A 23,749-nucleotide genomic window follows, 5' to 3' on the forward strand; every position below is an offset into this window, starting at 1 on the left:
CTGCAAAAAAGCCTTATTATGTATATAAACTTTGTTTTTTTGATTAATATGTTACAGGGATACACCTTTTTGAAAAGAAATTTCAACTACAAAGGTGTATCCCAAATATTTTGTAAGGAGATTTCTATTGGTTATCCTGTTCTTCGATGATACCACTTTTTGCTTCTTCATTTTCTACTTTAACATCTTTTTGAAGCATAATTGAATTTAAAATATCTCTTTTTATCTTCTCAATATTTTCATCTGTTTCTTTATTTTCTTTAAATTCAATTCCAAGTTTTTCGCTTAACAATAGTGTAATCAACATATTGAAAGCATTTAAACCTTGAATATCCTCTTTTCCCATTGTAACAACTGTTTTTGGAACAATATCAACGCCAGTTTTTTCTAAAGCCAACATAAACTTATTTAAGACATCCTGCAAAACTTGATATTGTGGTCCGCCATAAGCTTTTACTTGTTCTTCTACTGCAATAGCACGACCAATACCAATTCGAGCTTCTTTTTCTGCCTCTGCTTCTGCTAAAGCCTTAATCTTTTGAGCTTCTTGTATTGATTGTTGATAATCAGCTTTACCACGGTTTGTTTGAATTTGAATGTTTATTTCAGACTCTGTAAGGTATTTTTGTTGAGCTGCTTTTGCTTCTGCTTCACGCAGTTCTTTTTCTTTTTCGGCTGCTTTTTGCTGACGTGAGTAGGTTTCCACTTGTTCTAAGGCTATTTGCCTATCTCTTAGCTGCTCTAATATAGTATCTATTTTATTGTCATTTGGTGAAGAGGCAGGAGTTCCAATTAAAACCTCTTCAAGTTCAAGGTTGTAATGGAAAAACCTATCTTTCATTTCTTGTGATGCTATTTTTTGTATTTCATCACGTTGTTGAATAAGCTCAATTAATGTTTTCTTTTGCCCAATATTTTTGAAATAAGCTGAAACCATGGGGTCAAGAGTTTGTTCAACCAGCATCTTTAAATCACCAAAACGCTGAATAACTAAAGGAGCTTTTTTGTAATCTATATGAAGAACAACTGAAAGAGGTAAAGAAGGTTCAAAAGCATCTTTTGTAATAAGTCCTACTTCTTTTAGATTTTCGTCATATTTATGTGTACCTGTTTGGTTGCTAATCCATTTTAAAATAATGTTAGTAGTTGGTACTTTAACGATTTTTCCAGCGTAAGTATTAAAAGCGTATTTACCAGGCATAAGTGGATCTTTCCAGACACCTCTAAAGCCGCTTTCTACAAGTTCACCATGTTTGTAATCATCACCTGACGTGTCTTGCCCTTTTGGTCCTACATAAGATACAACAACACCAACAAATCCTACTTCAATAACAGTTTTATCAATAAGCTCAACTGTAGCAAACAACCTATTTATAAAATAAGTGCCTTCAACTAAAACTTGAAGCTGTCTTCCTCGAAAGCCTCCAGCTTTCAAAAACTTCTCTGGGTCTTGGAAGTTGTTGTGATAATTTTCTAAATCAGATGAATCATTACCAACAGTTGGTGCTATTATATCATTACTTGGAAGTGAAGGACCATCATGAACAGTAACAATACCTACTTTATCTTCCGTAATAATGATTGGCCTAAAAGCATTTCGGGCTTTTAGGATTTGAGCCATATTTTCAATGGTTTCTCTTTCCTCTTTTGAACCCATCGGAAGAAAGTAAGTTTTATCCTCTGTAAAAACAATGAATTGTGCTAGGTTAAAAGCATACGTACCTTCACGAAGAATTGCTCTTTGTGGACCTTTTTGTCCACCATTTTCTAAGAAAGATCTGACATCCTGGAAGTTATTGCACTCAGGGATAATTTTACCTAGAGTTTGAGTTGCTTCAAGAGGTTTTCCGTCTCTTGAAAATACATAACCAATTTGACCTTGAGGAATTGTAACAAGCGGAACAATGTGAACTTTATACATAATTGGTGTTAAAAAGTGAATACCACCTCTTAAAACATTAGGCTGAAAACCTGCCTCTCCATGTAATGCAATTATTTGTTCATTGAGTGAGCCTTTAAAAGACCATTTTTTTTCAACTATACCTACTTTGTCATTTGGAATAATTCTAAAACCTATTAATTTTATGAGCAGATAAAAAGCTAATATAAAAAGAACTAATAAAATCAAAATTTCAACCAATATACCATTCCCCTTTCTCCTTAATATAGTTATTTATACAATAAAATATATATGTATATTTATAATAGCAATAATACAAATTAATATCAATAAAATAGTGTAATACATATAGAAGAATTTATAAAAGACCTTTTGAGAAGGTAGGCAATTCAATTGACGAATTGTTATTATTGATATAATATTAATGCAAACAAGCTATTGAAAAATCAATTTACCTATTTTAAAAGGAGATTTTAAATTAACAAAAACCTCAGAGGATTTACTTGCTTTTGTAAGGACATATAATGATAAAAATATGCTTATGATATTTAACTTTACTGATAAAAACATATTACAAAGTTTAACATTACCAAAGGAAATAAATATTAAGGGGTCATTATCAAAAGAGCGAGGATATATTTCATGGACTAAAGATATGAAACTGAGCATTAAGTTGAAGTCATATTCATTTGAGGTTGTAAAATAAACACTAATCTATAATTGTATTTTTAAATTAATAAAAATTATCAAGAAAAAAAGCAACAAATTATGTATTTTGTTGCTTTTTTATTTTTCGACAAATAATAACACATATATACCACATTTTTCATCATTTTTCAACATATTTTTTAATTTATAAATTAATGCCCTTTTTTATAAAAAGATAATCAAAATTGCTAATATTAATTTTTGAAATAAAAATAACCTATAACATAAATTCTAAAATTTATTATTTATGTTCGTATGCTTAAAATTGTACTAGAGAATAAATTTCATCCTTTTGGTCTTGATTTACTCCAATATATCTTAAAGTTATACTCTGAGAGCTATGATTAAAAGTATCCATTATTAAACCTATGTTATATTTAGATATTTTATATGTCCAATACCCCCATGTTTTTCTCAAACTATGAGTACCAAAATTTTCTATACCAACAATTTGTGAGGCTTCCTTCATAACTTTATAAGCTTGTATGCGACCAATGTGACCACCTTTTTGACTAAAAAATAAATAACTATCATAAGTTAAATTTTGTTTTTCTATGTATGTTTTTATAGCATCACGAAGAACATTATTAAGCTTTATTTTCTTTTCTTTTTTCGTCTTTTTTTCTTTAACTATAAGATAATTATAAAACTCTCCTTTTTCATTTAGTATATCAGAAACTTTTAGTGGTAAGATATCACTTATTCTTAATCCAGTATTAAGCCCAAATTTTAAAAGCAAAGCATATTTAGGATCTTTTTCATTTAAATAATTGTACATCTGCTTTATTTTACTTTTGTCTCTTATTGGCTCAACTGTCACTTTAACCATCTCCTAAATGCAATGTTACATTCAAATATTATATAAAAGGATTTATGATATTACAACAAACAATGATTTGAAGAAATAATTTAGTATTCCTATAAATATAGAACAAATAAGGCATTTCGAAAAATAAAAAAGCAACAAAATACATAATTTGTTTCATTTCTTATATTGATAAAAAATATTATTTCGCATAGTTTTATTAAAACAAAGATAATTAACCTTGTTATGCCATACCAAAATAATAACAACACTTTATATGTCGAAAAAGGCAAACCTATCGAAAGATAGGGACGCAAAGCTATGGGTCTAAGGGATTTATATTGGTATATTAAGAGTTATTTTTAAACTTAATTTACCTATGATTGCCAGGCTGCCGAAACATATGCAATACTAGACAAATAATAAATAGTTTTGTATATGTTTTTACATATTAATAGGCACAATGGCAGTTATTGTGCCTATTTTATTAAAATTATGGAGGAATGATTTATGGAGAAAAAGTTAATTGAACCCAAAAAAATATCAAGTAGACCAAGCAGTACAACAAAGAATGTAGACAATAAGATTAAAAGCAAAACATTGGTAAGGCAGCAACAGCTATCCGAAAGGTTAGCAGCTGCAGCAGCACAACTTATGGCAGGAATTGAAGAATCTACGGCTGCTGTTGAACAGCTAAATAAAAGTGCAGAACAATTAGCAGCATCAGCAGAGGAATCATCTGCAGCAGTTGAGGAATCAAAAGCAGCAACAGAAGAAATTAAAAAATCATCAGCTGTTGCTTTAAGAAATTCAGTTGCATTAAATGATAGGGCTAAAAACCTAAGTGTTGCTGTAAACGAAACCTCAAAAAGAATTCAAGAGTTAATTGAGGATATTAAGTTATCAGCTAAGAAGAAGCAAGTTTTAGCGAATATGGTTCATGAACTTGATGCATATTCTAATGAAATAGCCAATATTGTTTCAAATGTTGCAAAGATTGCTGACCAAATAAATTTGCTTGCATTAAATGCTGCTATTGAAGCTGCAAGAGCTGGTGAACACGGTAGAGGTTTTGCTGTTGTTGCTGACGAGGTAAGAAATCTTGCTGAAGTTGCAGAAAAATTAGCAAATAATGTAAAGTATATTGTTGAACAAGTAAACAATGGTATAAAAAATGTTGTTGATAAGATTCAACAATCAGTAAAATATGAAGATGAACAAGCAAATATTGGTGATGATATATTAAATAATCTAATTAGAAATACACAATCGTTTGAAATTGTTTTAGAAAGGACATCAGATATACATTTAACTTCACAAAAAACATCTGATGCAATGAATGAATTTTTAAAACTTGTGGAAAATATAGCAACTGCTTCAGAACAAATTGCATCATCAGCAGTCGAAATAAGTAAATCAACTGCAGAACAAGTTACAGCTTATAATGAAGCTAATAGTAGAACAAATGAACTTAATGAATTGGCTGAAGACCTCAGAAACTCAACAGATGCTGAAAAAGATGCAAGTAAAATTGCTTTATTAGCTGATGAACTTTCTTCTGCTATTGAAGAGATATCCTCATCGTTAGATCAGATTCATGAAGCTTTAAGACAAATTGAAACAGCTTCAAAAATTGAATCAGAACATGCAGAAGAAGGGCGTGAGGAGATTAGCAAGATAGTCAATGATTCTCAAAAGCAAAGACAAATAGTAAACGAGTTAGACCAGGTGATAAATAAATTCTCAATTGATTTAAATGAAATTACTAATACAAGCTTTAAATTGATTGAGAATATAACTGAAACACTGCAAATAAACCACGAGATAATTAACTTAATGAAAGATATTGAAAAAAATTCACGAAATTTAGAAAAAATTATTGAATCAATAGCATCAGTAACCGTCCAAACAAATATGTTAGCAGTGAATGGTTCTATTGAAGCAGCAAGAGCTGGAGAATTTGGGAGAGGGTTTTCTGTAGTTGCAACAGATATAAGAACTTTAGCGGGTGAATCTACAGAAAATGCAGATAATATGAAAGATATTGTAAGAAACGTTCAAAACCAAATAACAAAAATAATAACAGATATCGACAATGCTGTAAATACAACTACATTATCAATTGAAAAATCAAAAAAGGATATCTACCAAATGAAAGATACTCTAAAATTAGTTGATGAAATGAAAAAGGCTTCAGATGAGATTAACGTTGAAATTGAGCAGGTTTTAACAGCAATTGAACAACTTCAGAAAGGCTTTGAAAATATTAGTTCTGCTGCCCAAGAAAATCTATCAGCAGTTACAGAAGCAACTAATGCAGCTTTAGAACAAAAACGTGGAGCAGATGATTTAATTGCAGCAGTGCAAGATATTTCAAGCTTAGCAGAAGAGATTGAAACAATGTAAGAAGGGACTTGGTAGATATGAACAAAGATAAAGATAAGAACAATATGATAGTTAGCTTCAAATTAGGGCAACAGACAATAGGTATATCTATAAATAATGTTAAGGAAATAATTAGAGTTCCAGAGATTACGCCAGTTCCTTTAACAGTTTCTTACTTTGCTGGACTAATTAATTTACGTGGAGACATTATTCCTGTTATTGACCTAAAAGAAAAATATAAAATTGATTCCATTGGAGCAACTGAGGATAGAAGAATTATAGTTATAGAAGAAAATATGAAAAAATTTGGTATTATTGTTGATAAAGTTCTTGATATTACCGAATATGATGAAGAAGATATTGATAAGAAAAAAATAGGAAGTTACGAAGAAATTGAGGCAATAATTAAACAAGAGTCAAAGCATAGAATTGTAGTTCTTATTGATATTGCAAAGGTTGTTTCTGAGAATATTATTTTATTTAATTATTCAAACAAAAAAGAGTCAAAAACACAGCATTCAAAAGAGCTGAAAAATAATATATCTGAATCTGAAAGCCGATTTATACTTTTTGAAATATGTGAGCAAAATTATGCATTAGAAATAGAAAAAATAAAAGAAATAATGCGATATACTGAACTGTCAGAGATACCAGATAATGAAAACAATATTGATGGCGTTATAAATCTTAGAGGTGAGGTAATACCAATTATAAATTTATCTAAAATAATCGGATTACAAAATATACCAATAACTGATGCAACAAGAATAATTATTTTGATGGAGAGCGATTATAAAGTTGGATTCATTGTTGATAAAGTAAATGCTGTTCTATCAGTAGCTAAAAGTGATATTAAAGAGCCTAGTTTTTTAATAAGCAGTAAAGAAATTATTAAAAATATAATTAATGCTAAAGATTGCTTAGCTATGGTTTTGAACACAAGCAAGATTTTATCGGGATTCGAGGAAAAAATTAGAAGTGATTATAACACAGGAGATGAATTTATTGGTATGGATTCAAAAAATGATGAAATGCAAGTAGTAATATTTGAGACTGATAATCAACTTATGGCTTTAAACATTACTGATGTTAAAGAAATAAATAAAGTTCCAAACATTGTTCCACTACCACAAGAAAGAGAATATATTAAAGGGATTGCTAACCTAAGAGGCGAAATTATTCCAATTTTTGATCTTGATAAATTATTCTATCAAACACAAACAACAATTAATGATTCGTCAAGAATAATAATAGTTGAAATAGGAAATAAAAAATATGGAATAATAGCAAAAAAAGTTCTTAGCGTTTCAAGTTTTGGAGATAAAGATATAATTGAACTGGACAATGAAGAAAACCAAATAAATGTTGATATTGAAAAAAGATATATAAAGTCAGTTCTTAAAAAAGATGAACAGGTTGTTATTGTATTAAATACATCTTCGATAATTCATCAATAAGGTGGTAACTTAATAATGATAAATGTTTTAGTAGTAGATGATTCAGCTTTTATGAGAAAAAAAATCAAGGAAATGATTGAAAGTGACAGGCAACTAAAAGTTATTGATACAGCAAGAGATGGAATTGAAGCAATTGAAAAAGCTGAAAAATTAAAACCAGATGTAATTACATTAGATGTTAATATGCCTAATATGGATGGACTTAAAGCATTAGAAATAATAGTAAATAAAAGAATAGCACCAGTTATTATGTTATCATCATTAACCTATGATGGAGCTAAAACCACCTTTGAAGCTCTCGATTTAGGAGCATATGATTTTGTTGCAAAGCCTAGTGGAACAATTTCTTTGGATATTGAAAAGGTAAAAGATGAATTAATTGAAAAAATAAAACTTGCTTATAATGCTGATGAAAATAAAAAATATTTAGTTAGAAAAGATAGAACAAATATTAAAAAAATTGCTGGGGTCATTAAGCATGATGCATTTAAAGCTGTTGCAATAGGAATATCTACTGGTGGGCCTAAAACAATTATGGATGTCATTCCATATTTACCACGAAATTTAAATGCTGCAATATTTCTGGTTCAACATATGCCACCTAATTTTACTACACAATATGCAAATAGGCTAAATGATTCATCTGATATTACTGTTGTTGAGGCAAGTGCAGGTATGACTGTTGAAAAAGGAGTATGTTATGTAGGGAAAGGTGGATATCACCTGACCCTACATAAGTCTATTGATGAAAAAATTAGAATTAGACTTACACAAAGTCCTAAACATCAGTTTATGCCCTCGGTAAGCGTTATGATGAATTCTGTATTAAATATTTTTGGTGCTAATACCATAGGTGTTTTGATGACTGGCATGGGAGATGATGGTGCTGATATGATGGTAAAAACAAAAGAAATAGGTGGAGTTACAATCGCTGAATCTCAAGAAACAGCAGTTGTTTTTGGAATGCCAAAAGAAGCAATTAAAAGAGGTGGAGCAGATTTTATAATACCATCTTATGAGATAGCTGAAAAAATAATAGAATTAGTAGGATTGTTTGAGGAGGAGTAAGAATGAAAGTAATGATTGTAGATGATTCACCTATGATTCATAAATTATTAAAAAAAGAAATAGAGAAAAATGGACACCAAGTTGTTTTTATAGCTTCAAATGGTAAAGAAGCTGTAGAAAATTACATGAACGTTAAGCCTGATATAGTATTTATGGATCTAACAATGCCAGTTATGGAGGGTGACCAGGCATATAAAGAAATAAATAAAATTGATAGTAACTGTAAATTTGTTTTTTTAACTGCTCTGGGTGATAATAAAGAATTATTTGAGAATGATAAAAATATCATAAGGATCATAAAAAAACCATTTAAACCAGATGAAATAAAAGAAATACTTATGGTGGTAGGTGCTATGTCATGACTGATTTAATAAATATGCAAATATCAGAAAGCTGCGATAAAGTTGTTTTGGATGTTTTTACGCAGATGACAGATATTGAACCAGAAAGAGTAAATTATCGAGAAAATAATCTCAATGAAATAGAATATGATGGCATAATCTCAATAGTAAGTTTTACTGGAGAAAAAAGAGGAAGAATTATTCTTGGTATTCAAAAGATATTAGCTGATTATATCACTTTACAGGTATATGGGAAATCTAATCCAACAAATGATGAAGTCCTTGAGGTGATATCAGAACTAAATAACATAGTATCAGGAAATATAGCATCAGAATACAAAAAAATATCTGGGATAATAATGAAGGTTACACCCCCATCTATTTTTTTCGGGAAGAGAATTATTGTTTCAACAGCACAAATTACAAATAGCAGGTATGATTATTTAACTTTATATGGCTCCTTTTTTCTTAATGTAGGATTTGAAAGGGGATAAAAGCAGATGGCTGAAGAAATATTTAACTCTTTTGATAAGGCATTAAAAAATATATTAGGGCAATTTAACATGTTATATGTAAATATAAATAGCTCATGTGATTTACAAAATATAGAAAGTAAAACACCAATAAATATAATATTAGGGCTATTAGGAGATTTAAGGGGTAGTGTTATTATTGGTATGGATAATAAATTGGGCAATAAATTAGTAGAAAATATTAGTGACGGTTTTATGAATGATATAAACTCAGAGATGGCAAGAAGTGCTTTATCAGAACTTGGAAATATGATAACTGCATATGCAAGCACAAATCTATTTTCATATGGATATAAAACAGATATCACTACTCCTACATTGGTTGTAGGAGAAGACTTGACTGCAATTGTATGTAGAACTCAATCCAAAATGATGACTTATGTAACTGAACATGGAAATGTTCAAATGGTTATTGGGTTATGGCAATAAGGAGCATTATTTATATATGAAAAAAGAATTAGAAAGTATTTATTATAGAGAGATTAGAAGAATTATTGAAAATGAGTGTGGGATATATTTGTCCGAAGACAAAGATAATCATGTCAAGATGAGATTAAACAAAAGGATGAATGAACTGTCAATACCGGATATTTACCATTATTTTAATTATTTAAAACAAGATAAGAAAGAAATTCAAAAACTTATTAATGAAATAACAGTAAACGAAACTTATTTTTTTAGAGAATTCGATCAGCTTAAAGTTTTTGGTGAAATATGTTTATTAGAGATAGCACAAGAAAAGAACCAAAATACAAGAAAAATAAGGATTTGGTCTGCAGGGTGTTCTACTGGAGAAGAACCATATTCATTGGCTATTATTGCAAAAGAGATTCTTGGAGATGAATTTGAAGTTGAAATCTTAGCTAGTGATATTGATCAAAATGTGTTGAATAAAGCAAAAATGGGTATATATGACAAAAGGTCAGTAAGGTATCTTCCAGATGAATATTTAAACAAATATTTTATTAAAGTAGAAGAAGGCTACAAAATTAACAATGAAATCAAAAAAATGGTAAAATTCTTTCATCATAACTTGATTAAATATGATGAATATAGTCTATTTAATAATGTGGATTTTATTTTTTGTCGAAATGTATTGATTTATTTTTCAGATGAGAATAAAGCTAAAGTTGTTCAAGGATTTTATAATGTTCTAAATAATGGAGGATATATTTTTCTTGGACATTCTGAGTCTGTAGGTAGATTATCTAATTTATTCAAGTTGGAAAGAAAAGATGGATATATAGTCTATAGGAAACCTCATATATGAATGAGAGGTGTTATAATTGAAAATAACTGTTTTAAAGACTGAATTTGATATTTTGGTTGATTTTATTAATGAATCTAAAGAACATTTGGAGAATATCGACTCACTCATATTAAAAATAGAAGAAACACTTAATATTGATGACATTAATGAATTGTTTAGAAAAATTCATACAATAAAAGGTTTATCTGGTTTTTTAGAAGGACTTGTTGATGTTACTGTCTTATGTCAAATTGTAGAAGAGGTTTTGGATAAATTAAGGAAAAACAATATAAAAGTATCATCTGAGATAATAGAATATTTGCTTAAAAATGTAGATATTATCAAAAAGGTAATGTATAAATTAGAGGAAGGTCTTAATAAAGGTGAAGATATCAATTTTGAGATTGACTTTGATTTATCGTGGTCTTCAAGTCAGAAAGATATGTTAATTAAATCAAATTTATCTGAGAATGAAATTTCAGAAAATAGCTTAGACAATAATACTAAGATTGAGAATGAATTAGATAAAAATCAAGAAGAGAATAGAAACTTAAATGTTGATGATGAATATAATAAAAACAATACTTCAAACAATGATAAATCAGAAAATAAAATTGAGTCAATTGATAATAACAGTACAATAAAAAATGAATATATTAATGAGGACATAAAAATCAGTTATCAAAAAATAGACAAATTATTAGGGTTAATAGGTGAAATTGTTTCTACCAAAAACTCTTTTTCATATTTACTAAAGGAAATAGAGATAAATAAAAACAATGAGGCTGTAAAAAAACTTTCAAACCAAATAAAATTTATACATCGTACAGCAGATGAGATTCATGCTGAAATTATGAATATGAGAATGATACCATTAAGCGGTATCTTAAAAAAATATAATAGAATTGTTCGTGATTTGGCACAAAAAATGGGTAAAAAAGTTGCTCTTAATATAGATTGCGGTGATGTAGTAATTGATAGAAATATTGTTGAAAGATTAAATGACCCATTAATACATTTAATACGAAATAGTATAGACCATGGGATTGAAAAGCCAAAAGATAGGAAAAAATATGGGAAAGATGAAAAGGGAAATATTATAATAAAAGCAAATAATAGAGGAAGATATATTGAAATAAGTATATCAGATGATGGAAAAGGAATAGATACAAAAAAGATATTAAAGAAGGCAATAGAAAAAGGAATAGTAAGCAAGGAACAGGCTAAATCAATGAATGATAATGATATTATTAATTTAATTTTTTATCCTGGAATGTCAACAGCTGAAGTAGTAACAGATATATCTGGTCGTGGTGTGGGGATGGATGTTGTAAAATCAACCATAGAAAGGTTAAAAGGTGAAATAGAAGTAAATTCTGAAAAGAACATAGGAACTGAATTTAAATTAAAAATACCTTTATCTGCTGCATTAACACAAGGTGTTTTAGTTTCATTTGAGGGAATAAATTATATTATACCTATGGACTATGTGGAAGAAACTATAAAGATAAATAAAGACAAAATTGAGTATCTGATTGATAGAGCAGCAGTTAATATTAGAGGCGAGGTAATACCAATAGTTCCACTATCCTATGCCCTTTATTATAAAGATAAGTTACCAATTAATTATATTGATGAAATAATGGGTAATGAATCTTTATTACCTATTTTAATTGTTAAAATAAGAAATGAAAAAGTAGGTATTGCAGTTAATTCACTAATTAGAAATGAAGAATTTGTATTAAAACCATTACCAACTGCTATAGCAAACAACAAAATAGCTTTGGGAGCCAATATTGATGTTGAAGGTAATGTAGTAATAGTATTAAACCCTGAATATTTTAATTTATAAATAATTGAGAATATATTATATTAATTTTTTGATATTAAATTTTAGAAAGTTATGAAGGTTGATATTTATATGGATAATATTTTTGAAAAGTTAAGAAGTAAAAATATTATTGATAAGAATTTTCTGTATTTTGTAATACCTATATTAATTATAATTGCCATATTTTCTGTATTAATTGTTTCAAATATCTTCTTCAAACAGGTTGAACTTCAAAGGAAGGCTGAATTAAAACAGAAGGTTGAAATTGCTTATAATACAATTTTGCCAATAATAACAATGAAGAGAGAAAACAAGATTTCTAAAGAAGAAGCAATAAAAAGGATTACAGATATTGTAAGAAATATGACTTTTAATGATGAATTTTCAAAAAACTATATATTTATGAGCTCATATGATGGAACATATTTGGTACAGCCTTTTGAACCAGAAAAAGAAGGAACAAATCAATGGAATTATGTAGATATAAAAGGTAAATATATAATAAGAGAGCTTGTTAAAGCAGCAAAAAAGTATCCGCAAGGTTCTTATGTTTCATATTATTCATATTTACCGCATTCAAAAGAATATCAACCAAAGTTATCATATGTAAAAGGTATTCCAGAGATTGAAGCATATATTGGAACAGGTATGTATACCCAAACAACTTTTAAGAATTTGTATACCCTATTAAATATTCAGCGTCTTATTTTGATATTATCATTTTTGTTTGTTATTATGTTTATACTTATTTATACACAAAACCTAAATAAAAACTATCTTTTATTAAAGAACGAAATAATAAGAAGAAAACAATTAGAAGAGGAGTTAATAAAAGAAAAAAATGATTTAATAAATTATCAAAAACAATTAGATTATATAGCCATTCATGATTTATTAACTGGTTTATATAATTATAATTATTTTACTTCTTTAATTTCTTCTTTTCCACAAAATGAAAGTTTACCATTAAGTATTATTATGTTTGATGTTAATGGTCTTAAATTAATAAATGATACTATGGGACACACCTATGGAGATAAGTTATTAGTGTCGTTTGCAAAAATATTACTATCTTCAAAAAGAAAAAATGATATAGCAATAAGAATTGGCGGAGATGAGTTTTTATTAATTTTACCTAATACTAATCATAAAAAAGCAGAGGAAATAACAGATACAATTAAAAGGAATATTGAAAAATATAACAATAATCTTAAAGAAAAACTCCTTGTTTTAAGTGTAGCAACTGGATTTGCTACATTAGAAAATAATAATCAAAATTTGTTTGAGATTTATAAACAAGCTGATGACAATATGTATAAGGATAAGCTACTTAATAAATTAAGCTCAAAAAATCAGATAATTAGTGTTTTGTTAGCTGCTTTGGGAGAAAAAGATAATGTAACCAAAGGACACACTGATAGGGTTAAAAAAATGTGTGAATTAATGGCCCAAAAATTAGATTTAGATGATACTCAAAAAAATAATTTAATTTTACTTTCTGAGATGCATGACATTGGTAAAGTGGCAATACCTGATTCAATATTAAACAAAAAGGAGCCATTAACAAAAAGAGAATGGGAAATCATAAAAAGTCATTCAGAAAAAGGTTATAGAATTGCTTTGGCTTCTCCAGAGTTAGGATCTATAGCTGAACTAATTTTAAAACATCATGAAAAATGGGATGGGACAGGCTATCCTCTTGGAATAAAAGGGGAAGAGATACCAATTGAGTGTAGAATATTAGCTTTAGCAGATGCGTACGATGCTATGACAAATCTACGGCCATATAATAAGGTTAAAACTCATGAAGAGGCTATTAGAGAAATAAAATATTGTTCAGGTACACAATTTGATCCTAAAATAGCTGAAATATTTATTGAATTATTTGAACCTTATCATAGTAATTCGACCAGATTGAATTGAAGCACAACAAGCCAATAAGTAGCTGAGATTTAAAAATGTATAAGTGATTTGAGATATAAATAAGATATATCCTTCAATTTTAATATTAAAAATTGAAAAAGGCAAACTCGTCGAAAGACTGAGACGCAAAGCCACAGGCCTAAGGTATATATATGCTATGATGGCTGGATTGTCAATTGATATTTATAGATAAGGGCTAATAAAGAAGATTTAGGTAAAAAACAACCTCTATACTAAGTCTTACTTATAATAAGTTTAAAACGGGCAACTCACATATTGCCTGTTTTTTTTATTAATACATGGGGGAAAATTCATGAGGTTAGCACTATTAAATGATAAAGTTATTGGTAAAAAATTAGGAATGCCTATTTTTTCATCAGAAGGAATAATAATTTTAAGCCAAGGAACTGTTTTAACTGAAAGAATTATCGAAAGATTGAGACAAATAGGTGTGGGAACAGTATATATAGATAATGAAACTTTGAAGAAGTGATGATAAAGGAAATTTTGAATTCTTCATTTCGATTAAGGACAATTAAGACTTTGCAGCAGTTATTTGAAAAGATCAAAAAGAAAAAAGAACTTGAATCTTTTTGATGCACATAATTATCGTTGACATTCTTAAAATGATTTATATTAGCTAAAACAATGCTTAAAGACTGCATTAGAGATATAGAATTGTATTATATTGCATTCACTGTAACAACTAAGAAAGTATTAAAAAATTAAATAAAGATAATTTATTATATCTATATTTATAAGTTTTCTGCTATAATAAATAATAGCAATATTTACATAATTTATTATTATTGTATTGGAGTCTGATAGCATGAGTTTAAGATTTATTTATGGAAGAGCTGGATGTGGTAAGACACATTTTTGCCTTAATTCAATAAAAGATGATATAGATAATTTAGAACAAAGGCTTCATATATTATTAGTACCTGAACAGTTTACATTGCAAGCAGAAAGAGAACTTATATCTGTTTTGAAAAATAAAGGAATAATTAAAACAGAGGTTTTAAGTTTTAGAAGGCTTACATATAGAATTTTAAATAATGTTGGTAGGGCTAATTTAAAAAATTTAGATTCTGCATCAAAAAATATAATAATATACGATATATTAAAAAACCTAAAGGATAAATTAAATATTTTCTCTAATATTGCTTCAAAACAAGGATTTGTTGAAGAGGTTTCAGAACTAATTTCTGAGTTTAAGAGGAGCAACATCTCCTTAGATATATTAATGGATATCTTGGAAAAAGTTAAAGATGATAAAACATTATACAATAAACTTAATGATTTTTATTTAATATATAATGAGTACCAAAAAGAGATTAATAATAAATATCATGATTCAGAGGATATAATTACTTTAGCATTATCAAAGCTTGATGATTTATCCATTTATAATGAAGCTGAGATTTGGATAGACGGATTTTCATATTTTACACCTCAAGAATATAGAATAATTGAACAACTTCTTAAAAAAGCAAAAAGGGTAAATATTACTCTTTGCATTGATAGCTTAGAAGAAAATCCAACAACAAATTTTGATATCTTTCAAGGGACAAGAAAGATATATAAAAAAATAACTAAAATAGCACAGGGAAATAATATAGAGATTGAAGATGCAGTAAATTTAAATAGTGAAGTGTTATATAGATTTAAAGATAGTCCTGAAATTGCCCACCTTGAAAAAAACCTTTACTCATATCCTTATGAAATATATGAAAAAACAACAACAGATATCACCTTATTTACATCTAAAAATATGTATGCTGAAGTGGAAGATACTGCTCGAGAAATAATAAGCCTTGTAAGAGACAAAGAATATAGATTTAAGGACATTGCTATAATTACAGGAAATTTATCAGAATACCAAGCACTTATTGAAAATACATTTGGCAAATACAATATACCATATTTTATTGACAGAAGGATTGATATAATAACACATCCAATAGTACGGCTAATTATGTCTGTCTTAGATATTTTTATTGAAAACTGGTCATATGAATCAGTTTTTGGATATCTTAAAACTGGTCTTACAGGAATTTCTCAAGCAAGAATTGACATTTTAGAAAACTATGTTCTTGAGCACGGTATAAGAGGAAACCTGTGGACAAGTAATAAAGAATGGGATATGACAGCAAGCTTTGATTTTGACGATATAGAAGAAACGCAAGGTGATGTTAGTGATGAAGGCAAGCAACCAAATAAGAGTAAATTCCTTGAACATATAAATAAAATAAAAAATGATGTTTCATCTCCTTTATTAAGGCTTATGGATAATCTAAATAATAGCAAAAATATGGCTGATTTTATTAAAAGTATCTATGATTTCTTATGTGATATTAAATTGCCAAAAAGAATCAAAAACTATGTTAGACTTTTTGAAAAGAACAATAATATTGAATTAGCAAACCAGTTTGTTCAGGTATGGAATATTGTTGTAAATGTATTTGACCAAATTGTAGAGATATTAGGTGATGATAAGTATACTATTAAAGAATGTTCAGATATTTTAGAATTGTGTTTTAAGGAATATAACATAGGTGCAATTCCAGCATTTAATGACCAAGTTTTGATTGGAACATTTGAAAGGTCAAAAAGCCATGAAGTTAAAGCACTGTTTATATTAGGTGCTAATGATGGTGCAATACCTTCAACCAGCACAAATAAAGATTTGTTGATAGAAAAGGATAGAAGAAAGCTTTCTGAAATTGGATATGATCTTATTAACAACACAAAGATAAACTCAATAGAAGAACAGTTTTTAATTTATAAGACTTTTACTACTGCAAATAAAATCATAAGGATAAGCTTTCCCATAGCAGACTTAGAAGGGAATACCTTAAGGCCATCTACTATATTATCAAGAATTAAAAGCTGTTTTAAAAATATAAGTGAGAAAAGTGATATTGTACCTATTATTGACAAGCAAAAAGAGATAGAACTAATTTCGACAGCTATTCCTACTTTTAGTAATATGGTTTTATCATTAAGAGGTTTTATTGATGACAAAGAAATTAGCTCTTTATGGTACGATGTATACAAATGGTTTTATTCTAAAGAAGAATGGCATAATAAATGCCAAAGGATAATAGAAATGTTTAAATATAAGAATATAATACCACCGATTAGTACAGAAAAGATGCATAAATTGTTAATTAATAGAGGAAACAAAGATAATAGAATTGTTTTTAGTATATCAAAATTAGAAAGTTATTCTGCATGTCCTTTTGCATTTTTTGTCCAATATATTTTAAAAGCTAAAGAGCGAAAGATATTTAATTTAAATCCGATAGATATAGGTAATTTTGCTCATAAAGTAATTGAAACAGTATCAATAGATATTTATAAAAATGAAAATAATAAATGGAACAACATTGATATGGAAAAGAGTAAAGAAAAAGTTAATATAGCTATAAATAAACTTCTTAGTCAAATGGAAAGATCTTCTATACTAAATTCAACAATGTATAGAACATATATTAATAGATTTACAAAGGTTTTAGAAAGGTCTGTATATACAATAGCAAAACAGATTAGTGCAGGAGAATTTCTTCCAGATGAATTTGAGGTAGTTTTTGATGAAAAAGGGAAATATCATCAAATTGAAATTGAGATAGAAAAAGACAAAAAAGTCTATCTAACAGGCAGAATTGACAGAATTGATATATTTAAAGAAAATAATAAAATTCATTTTAGAATTATAGATTATAAAACAGGGAAAAAATCTTTCAGTTTACTCGAACTATATTATGGACTACAAATACAGCTTATAACTTATCTAATTGCAATATGGGATAGATTCTCAAAGAATAAAAATATTATAATAAATCCAGCAGGTATGTTTTATTTTACAATCAATGACCCAATTATTAGATTAGATAAAATGGAGCCTATTGAAGAAATTGAAAAAGAAAAGCAAAAAGAATTGAAATTAAATGGTTTGATGATAGATGATATTAAGATTTTAAAAGCTATGGACTGCGAGCTTGAGGAAAATAAATATTCTTTTGTTATTCCGGTAAGCATTAAAAAAGATAATACATTTACAAAAAATTCAAGTGTTATTAGCATTGAAGATTTCAAAAAACTCAAAATATATATAAGCAACCTTATAAAAAGCTTATGCAATAATATTTTACAAGGTAATGTAAATATAATGCCTTATAAATACAAAAGTAATACACCTTGTGAATATTGCAAATTTTCGTCTGTATGCCAGTTTGATAATAGTAGTGGCAACTCATATAGAAACCTTACTAATAAAAAAGATGATGAGTTATGGCAAATTATAAGAGGAAGTGAAGAAAATGAGCAAATGGACCAATGAACAGTTAGAAGCAATTAATGAAAAAGATTGCAACATATTGGTATCTGCAGCAGCAGGCTCTGGCAAGACATCAGTTTTGGTTGAAAGGGTAATTCAAAGAATAACCAATGTCAATGATCCAATTGATATAGATAGAATTTTAATAATGACATTTACAAATGCAGCAGCATCTGAAATGAAGGAAAGGATTTTAAAGGTTCTTACAGAAAAAATAGAAGAAAACCCACAATCAGATTTTCTTCAAAGGCAGATAAGTCTAATTGAGAAAGCTTATATATCTACCATTCATTCATTTTGCCTTGATGTTATTAGAAATAACTATCACGTATTGAATATTGACCCTACTTTTAGGGTAATGGACGAAATGGAAAGCAAACTTATGAAATTAGAGGTACTAAAAGAATTATTTGAAGACCTATATGAAAAGCAGGATAAAGATTTTATCAAATTATTGGACTGGTTTAATATTTATAAAAATGATAAAAGACTTCAGGATATTATTCTTTCAATACACACATTTATTCAGAGTTTTCCATACCCTGATGAATGGTTTGAAAGAAAATTAGAAGAACTGAAAAGATATCAAGATAGTAATTACTTTGAGGAAGATTATTTGCCAATTATCATTAATAAATTAAAAGATGAAATAGAGGATATTTTAAAATTAGAAGATATTGCATTAAGTATCATTAATCAAAACTTAGAACTTAAAAAATATAAAGAAACATTTGAAACTGATTATAACAGTATATTAAATTTATTCAGTTTATTAAATAGCAGTTGCAATTGGAATGAGATACACAATAGTTTTCAAACAATAAATTTTGGGAGGTTACCAATTATCAGAAATATAGAAGATACTAAAATGCAGGATAAGGTAAAAGAGATAAGAGATGATATTAAAAAACGAATTGGTAAATTGAAGGATAAATTTTTCAAATTTAATTTGCAGGATATTCAAGACCAATTTAAAGAACTATTTCCTGTATTGAATAGCTTAAAAAACCTTGTTTTTATGTTTTCTGAAAGATTTGATAAAAAGAAAAACATGAGGTCTTTAATAGACTTTAACGATATAGAGCATTTGTGTTTAAGAATATTATCAGAAAAGATAGGTAATGAAATAGTCCCTTCTGACATAGCAAAAAGATACAAAGAGCAGTTTGAAGAAATAATGGTTGATGAATATCAGGATAGCAATATAGTTCAGGATATGATAGTTAATTTAATATCAAGATGTGATTCAGATAAACCAAATGTTTTTATGGTAGGGGATGTAAAACAAAGCATTTACAGATTTAGACAGGCAAGTCCAGAACTTTTTTTGGAGAAATACAAAAGCTATTCAACACAAAAAGGCGAAAAGACAAGAAAGATTTTGCTTTATAAGAATTTTAGAAGCAGAAAAGAGATAATAAATGCTGTAAATTTTATATTTTCTCAGATTATGTCAGAGTCGGCAGGCGAAATTAATTATGATGATAATGAAGCACTTATTTTAGGTGCAAATTATCCTGAAATAGACAATAATAACATTTTATATGGTGGGAGTGTAGAGCTATTCTTAATTGATGATAATGCATTAAGCAATAATATAGAAGAGAGTCAAGACAGCAACAGTAAAGATGAAGAGTCTAACTTACCAGATGAAACAGAATTGGAAGAGTCAATTGACAATATACAGTGTGAAGCAAGGCTTGTTGCAGAACAGATAAAAAGGCTTGTAAGTCAAGATATTAATGGTAAATATTATCATATATTTGATAAAGATAAAAATGAATATAGAAGGGTAGAGTATAAAGACATTGTTATATTGCTTAGAACAACAGCTAATTGGGCAGATGTATTTGTAGATGAACTGACACAGAGAGGTATACCAGTTTTTGCAGATACAGGGGCAGGTTTTTTTAAAACGGTTGAAGTGCAGGTTATGATATCACTTTTACAGATAATTGATAATCCTCTTCAGGATATCCCTTTGCTATCTGTTTTAAGATCACCTATAGCTTCTTTTACAGCAGATGAGCTTGCAGAATTAAGGATATTATATCCTCAAGAACCACTTTATTATGCATTAGCTAAATTAGCAAAAGAAGGGCAATCGCAATTATCTCAGAAAGCGTCAAAGTTTCTTCTGAATTTAAAAAGATGGAGAGAACTTGCAAAATATACACCAACTGATAAATTACTTGACATACTATTTAGCCAAACAGGGTATTTTGACATGGCAGGTGCTATGCCAAATGGCCAGCAAAGGCAGGCAAATTTAAAAATGCTTTATGAGAAGGCAAAGCAGTTTGAAAAAACAAGCTATAAAGGGCTATTCAACTTTATAACTTTTATTGGTGAGATAATAAGTAAAAAAGGCGATACTGGAAGTGCTAAAATACTGAGTCCTAATGATAATGTTGTTAGAATAATGAGCATACATAAAAGTAAAGGACTTGAATTTCCAGTTGTAATTCTTGCAGGTTGTGGAAAGAATTTTAATTTATCTGATTTGAATAATAGTGTTTTATTGCATAAAGAACTTGGTATAGCTACTGATATTGTAGATACTAATTTGGGAGTTAAAATGGACTCATTTTATAAGCAAATGATAAAAGAACAATTAAGGAAAGAAAATATTTCAGAAGAATTAAGGCTTCTTTATGTTGCACTTACAAGAGCTCGTGAAAAACTTATTATTGTTGGATTAGCTAAAAATCTTTCAAAGTGTTTTGAAAACTGGATAAAAAAAGCCTCAACAAATGAGGACAAAATAAAAGACTATGAGGTGTTAACAAGTAAAAATTATCTCGATTTAATTGTTCCATGCCTTATTAGGCACAAAGGCCTAATTGACTTTAGAGAAAAACTTATTGAGGACTTTTCTGGTAAACTCATTGATGATTCTTCTATTTGGGATATAAGAGTTTGTAAAAAAGAAGATTTTTTAAAGCAAAAAGAAAAAGATGAAAAAAATAATATTGATGAGCTATTAAGAAACTTAGAAGAAAAAAATAATACATCAGAGTGTTCTTCAGAGGTAACAAGAAGATTAAACTGGGAATATCCTTATATCAAAGTAACAGAAATACCATCTAAGATATCTGTAACAGAACTAAAGAGGCAGTTTGAGGTAAAATCATCAGATGAAGTATATTATTATGGAACTTCAACATTATTAGAAAAGCCAAAGTTTTTGGAAAACAAAAAGGTTTCAAGTGCTGAGATAGGGTCTTTGTATCACTTAATAATGCAGCATTTAGATTTTTCAATTGATGATGCAAGTGCTCAAATAAACAATTTGCTCTTAAAACAGATTATTACACAAGAACAGGCTAATTTAATTGATATAGAAAAGATTAATTCATTCATGAAAACATCAATATATGAAAGGATGAAGTCAGCAAAAAACATTTACAGAGAAATACCATTTAATATTGATATACCATGTGCAGATATTTTCAGTAATTTAAAAGAAGATATATATAAAAACGAAACAATACTTGTTCAGGGTGTAATTGATTGCTACTTTGAAGAAGATGACGGGATAATATTAATAGATTATAAAACAGATAAAGTTTCAATGGGAAATTTAGGAGATAGCATAGAAAAAATAAAAGAAAAATACAAACTTCAGATTGAATACTATTCAAAAGCTTTAGAAAGGCTGACGCAAAAGAAAATAAAAGAAAAATACATCTATCTTTTCAGCTGTGATAAGTTAATAGAGTTTTGAAGAAAATAAGGCTATCCAAGGAGATGGCCTTATTTTTAGGTTCAATAATAAATGTTGGGGTGGTAATTCCAACATTTATTTTTTGAAATAAAAAAATGCACTTTATTCAAATGCCTACTTTAATAAAAACTTTGATAAAGTATAATTAAAAAACTTATAAGGAGGCATCTGATAAAGTACATAACAACAAATTATCCAAGTATAATATTATCAATGATTTGCTTAATTTGAAAGATGTTTTAGTAAAAAAAGTTACTAACAACAATGATGTTGTTGTAATATTTTTAAACCAACTGCTTTGTTGGTCTATTTTATCATGCTTATCTTTTTATTTTATATTTATTAAATTATTCAAATTTAAAAATACCTTTTAAAATAAGTAAAGGTAGGCATTTGATTAATTTACCTACCCCAACTATTGACATAGAGCCTTAATTCTTATACATTTTGAAATACTTGTTCACTGTAATGTTAGGGTGAGCCATTCATATTTTATCATTTACATCCCTTATAGGTAGGCTAAGAACAAAAGAAATCTTGACCTTGAATGGACAGAAGTAAAATAGTTTCAATCCCTTATAGGTAGGCTAAAAACGGTGCATGGTTAGCCAAGAACAAAATCCAAAATAGATGTTTCAATCCCTTATAGGTAGGCTAAAAACCAGGTCATATCCTTCATATTTTTCAAGGAATTCTAAGTTTCAATCCCTTATAGGTAGGCTAAAAACGCTGGAAAAAGCAGATGTAAACATGGTAGGAAGATGTTTCAATCCCTTATAGGTAGGCTAAAAACTTAAGTTTTCTAAAGTACAACGTGGCACTTCTTTAGTTTCAATCCCTTATAGGTAGGCTAAAAACCTTAAAAGAATTAGTCGAGGCAATTCGGGAAAGCGTGTTTCAATCCCTTATAGGTAGGCTAAAAACTGACTAACAATAGTTTTATTAGAAAGAATGCCAACGTTTCAATCCCTTATAGGTAGGCTAAAAACTTTTTTATTTCTTGCCATTCATACACTTTATCAGCGTTTCAATCCCTTATAGGTAGGCTAAAAACTCAGACAAATTTAAAGGTAATTATAATCAAATGGCAGTTTCAATCCCTTATAAGTAGGCTAAAAACCAGTCCAAAAGTTGCAGCCTGTATCAAAAAAGAATGTTTCAATCCCTTATAGGTAGGCTAAAAACTATAACACTTGGAGTTATTTTGTGTTTACTAATATTTGTTTCAATCCCTTATAGGTAGGCTAAAAACCTTATGAAGAAGACTCAACAGTATCAACAGAACAGATGTTTCAATCCCTTATAGGTAGGCTAAAAACTCTGTCTTTTATATTATTTTGTAGCATGTATTCAAGTTTCAATCCCTTATAGGTAGGCTAAAAACAGTCATAATCATTAGTAACTTTAAAAACTGGTATAAGTTTCAATCCCTTATAGGTAGGCTAAAAACCCAGCAGGCTTTGATTGCCTGCTGCAGGAA

At 28.4% G+C, this 23,749-nt stretch carries 14 protein-coding genes, 1 CRISPR repeat array and 2 riboswitches (1 of these 17 cut by a window edge); of the genes, 12 read left to right on the forward strand and 2 right to left on the reverse strand.

The window, feature by feature from the left end; genetic code table 11:
• Nucleotides 1–124: 124 nt before the first annotated feature.
• Nucleotides 125–2,140: an SPFH domain-containing protein gene (locus ACAG39_04040; protein ID MEZ0536408.1), complete on the reverse strand. Its 2,016-nt coding sequence runs from the start codon at nt 2,138–2,140 to the stop codon at nt 125–127.
• 727 nt (nt 2,141–2,867) lie between these two features.
• The gene (locus ACAG39_04045; GenBank protein MEZ0536409.1) at nt 2,868–3,428 is read right to left on the reverse strand and encodes a tyrosine-type recombinase/integrase; all 561 of its coding nucleotides are present in this window, start codon (nt 3,426–3,428) and stop codon (nt 2,868–2,870) included.
• Nucleotides 3,429–3,691: 263 nt separating this feature from the next.
• A riboswitch (cyclic di-GMP riboswitch) is annotated at nt 3,692–3,812 on the forward strand.
• Nucleotides 3,813–3,923: 111 nt separating this feature from the next.
• Here ACAG39_04045 and ACAG39_04050 point away from each other — a divergent pair.
• The 12 genes from ACAG39_04050 (at nt 3,924) to addA (ending at nt 22,269) form a co-directional block, all read left to right on the forward strand.
• Nucleotides 3,924–5,819: a methyl-accepting chemotaxis protein gene (locus ACAG39_04050; protein ID MEZ0536410.1), complete on the forward strand. Its 1,896-nt coding sequence runs from the start codon at nt 3,924–3,926 to the stop codon at nt 5,817–5,819.
• A gap of 17 nt (nt 5,820–5,836) precedes the next feature.
• Entirely contained in the window at nt 5,837–7,255 is a 1,419-nt protein-coding gene (locus ACAG39_04055; GenBank protein MEZ0536411.1) for a chemotaxis protein CheW, read from the forward strand.
• A gap of 15 nt (nt 7,256–7,270) precedes the next feature.
• Nucleotides 7,271–8,323, forward strand: coding sequence for a chemotaxis response regulator protein-glutamate methylesterase (locus tag ACAG39_04060; GenBank protein ID MEZ0536412.1), 1,053 nt, complete (start codon nt 7,271–7,273; stop codon nt 8,321–8,323).
• A 2-nt stretch (nt 8,324–8,325) separates the two neighbouring features.
• Nucleotides 8,326–8,685, forward strand: a complete 360-nt coding sequence (locus ACAG39_04065; GenBank protein ID MEZ0536413.1) for a response regulator — start codon at nt 8,326–8,328, stop codon at nt 8,683–8,685.
• On the forward strand, nt 8,682–9,158 hold the full coding sequence (locus ACAG39_04070) for a chemotaxis protein CheX (GenBank protein ID MEZ0536414.1): 477 nt from the start codon (nt 8,682–8,684) through the stop codon (nt 9,156–9,158). Before ACAG39_04065 ends, ACAG39_04070 begins: the two co-directional genes overlap by 4 nt.
• 6 nt (nt 9,159–9,164) lie before the next feature.
• Nucleotides 9,165–9,626, forward strand: a complete 462-nt coding sequence (locus ACAG39_04075; protein ID MEZ0536415.1) for a chemotaxis protein CheX — start codon at nt 9,165–9,167, stop codon at nt 9,624–9,626.
• A gap of 16 nt (nt 9,627–9,642) precedes the next feature.
• Nucleotides 9,643–10,467 (forward strand): protein-glutamate O-methyltransferase CheR, encoded by an 825-nt coding sequence (locus tag ACAG39_04080; GenBank protein ID MEZ0536416.1) that lies wholly within the window; start codon nt 9,643–9,645, stop codon nt 10,465–10,467.
• A 16-nt stretch (nt 10,468–10,483) separates the two neighbouring features.
• Nucleotides 10,484–12,298 carry a chemotaxis protein CheA gene (locus ACAG39_04085; GenBank protein MEZ0536417.1) on the forward strand — a complete coding sequence of 605 codons (1,815 nt, stop codon included), beginning with the start codon at nt 10,484–10,486 and terminating at the stop codon, nt 12,296–12,298.
• Nucleotides 12,299–12,367: 69 nt separating this feature from the next.
• The gene (locus ACAG39_04090) at nt 12,368–14,200 is read left to right on the forward strand and encodes an HD domain-containing phosphohydrolase (GenBank protein MEZ0536418.1); all 1,833 of its coding nucleotides are present in this window, start codon (nt 12,368–12,370) and stop codon (nt 14,198–14,200) included.
• 90 nt (nt 14,201–14,290) lie between these two features.
• Nucleotides 14,291–14,377: riboswitch (cyclic di-GMP riboswitch) on the forward strand.
• A 136-nt stretch (nt 14,378–14,513) separates the two neighbouring features.
• The gene (locus tag ACAG39_04095; protein MEZ0536419.1) at nt 14,514–14,693 is read left to right on the forward strand and encodes a hypothetical protein; all 180 of its coding nucleotides are present in this window, start codon (nt 14,514–14,516) and stop codon (nt 14,691–14,693) included.
• 336 nt (nt 14,694–15,029) lie between these two features.
• Nucleotides 15,030–18,545: a helicase-exonuclease AddAB subunit AddB gene (addB, locus tag ACAG39_04100; protein MEZ0536420.1), complete on the forward strand. Its 3,516-nt coding sequence runs from the start codon at nt 15,030–15,032 to the stop codon at nt 18,543–18,545.
• On the forward strand, nt 18,526–22,269 hold the full coding sequence (gene addA, locus ACAG39_04105) for a helicase-exonuclease AddAB subunit AddA (protein ID MEZ0536421.1): 3,744 nt from the start codon (nt 18,526–18,528) through the stop codon (nt 22,267–22,269). Before addB ends, addA begins: the two co-directional genes overlap by 20 nt.
• Before the next feature lie 497 nt (nt 22,270–22,766).
• A CRISPR array of direct repeats spans nt 22,767–23,749; the repeat unit is 30 nt; unit sequence GTTTCAATCCCTTATAGGTAGGCTAAAAAC (it continues 964 nt past the right edge of the window).

The sequence above is a fragment of the Caldicellulosiruptoraceae bacterium PP1 genome, from assembly GCA_041320695.1.
GTDB lineage: Bacteria > Bacillota > Thermoanaerobacteria > Caldicellulosiruptorales > Caldicellulosiruptoraceae > JBGGOQ01.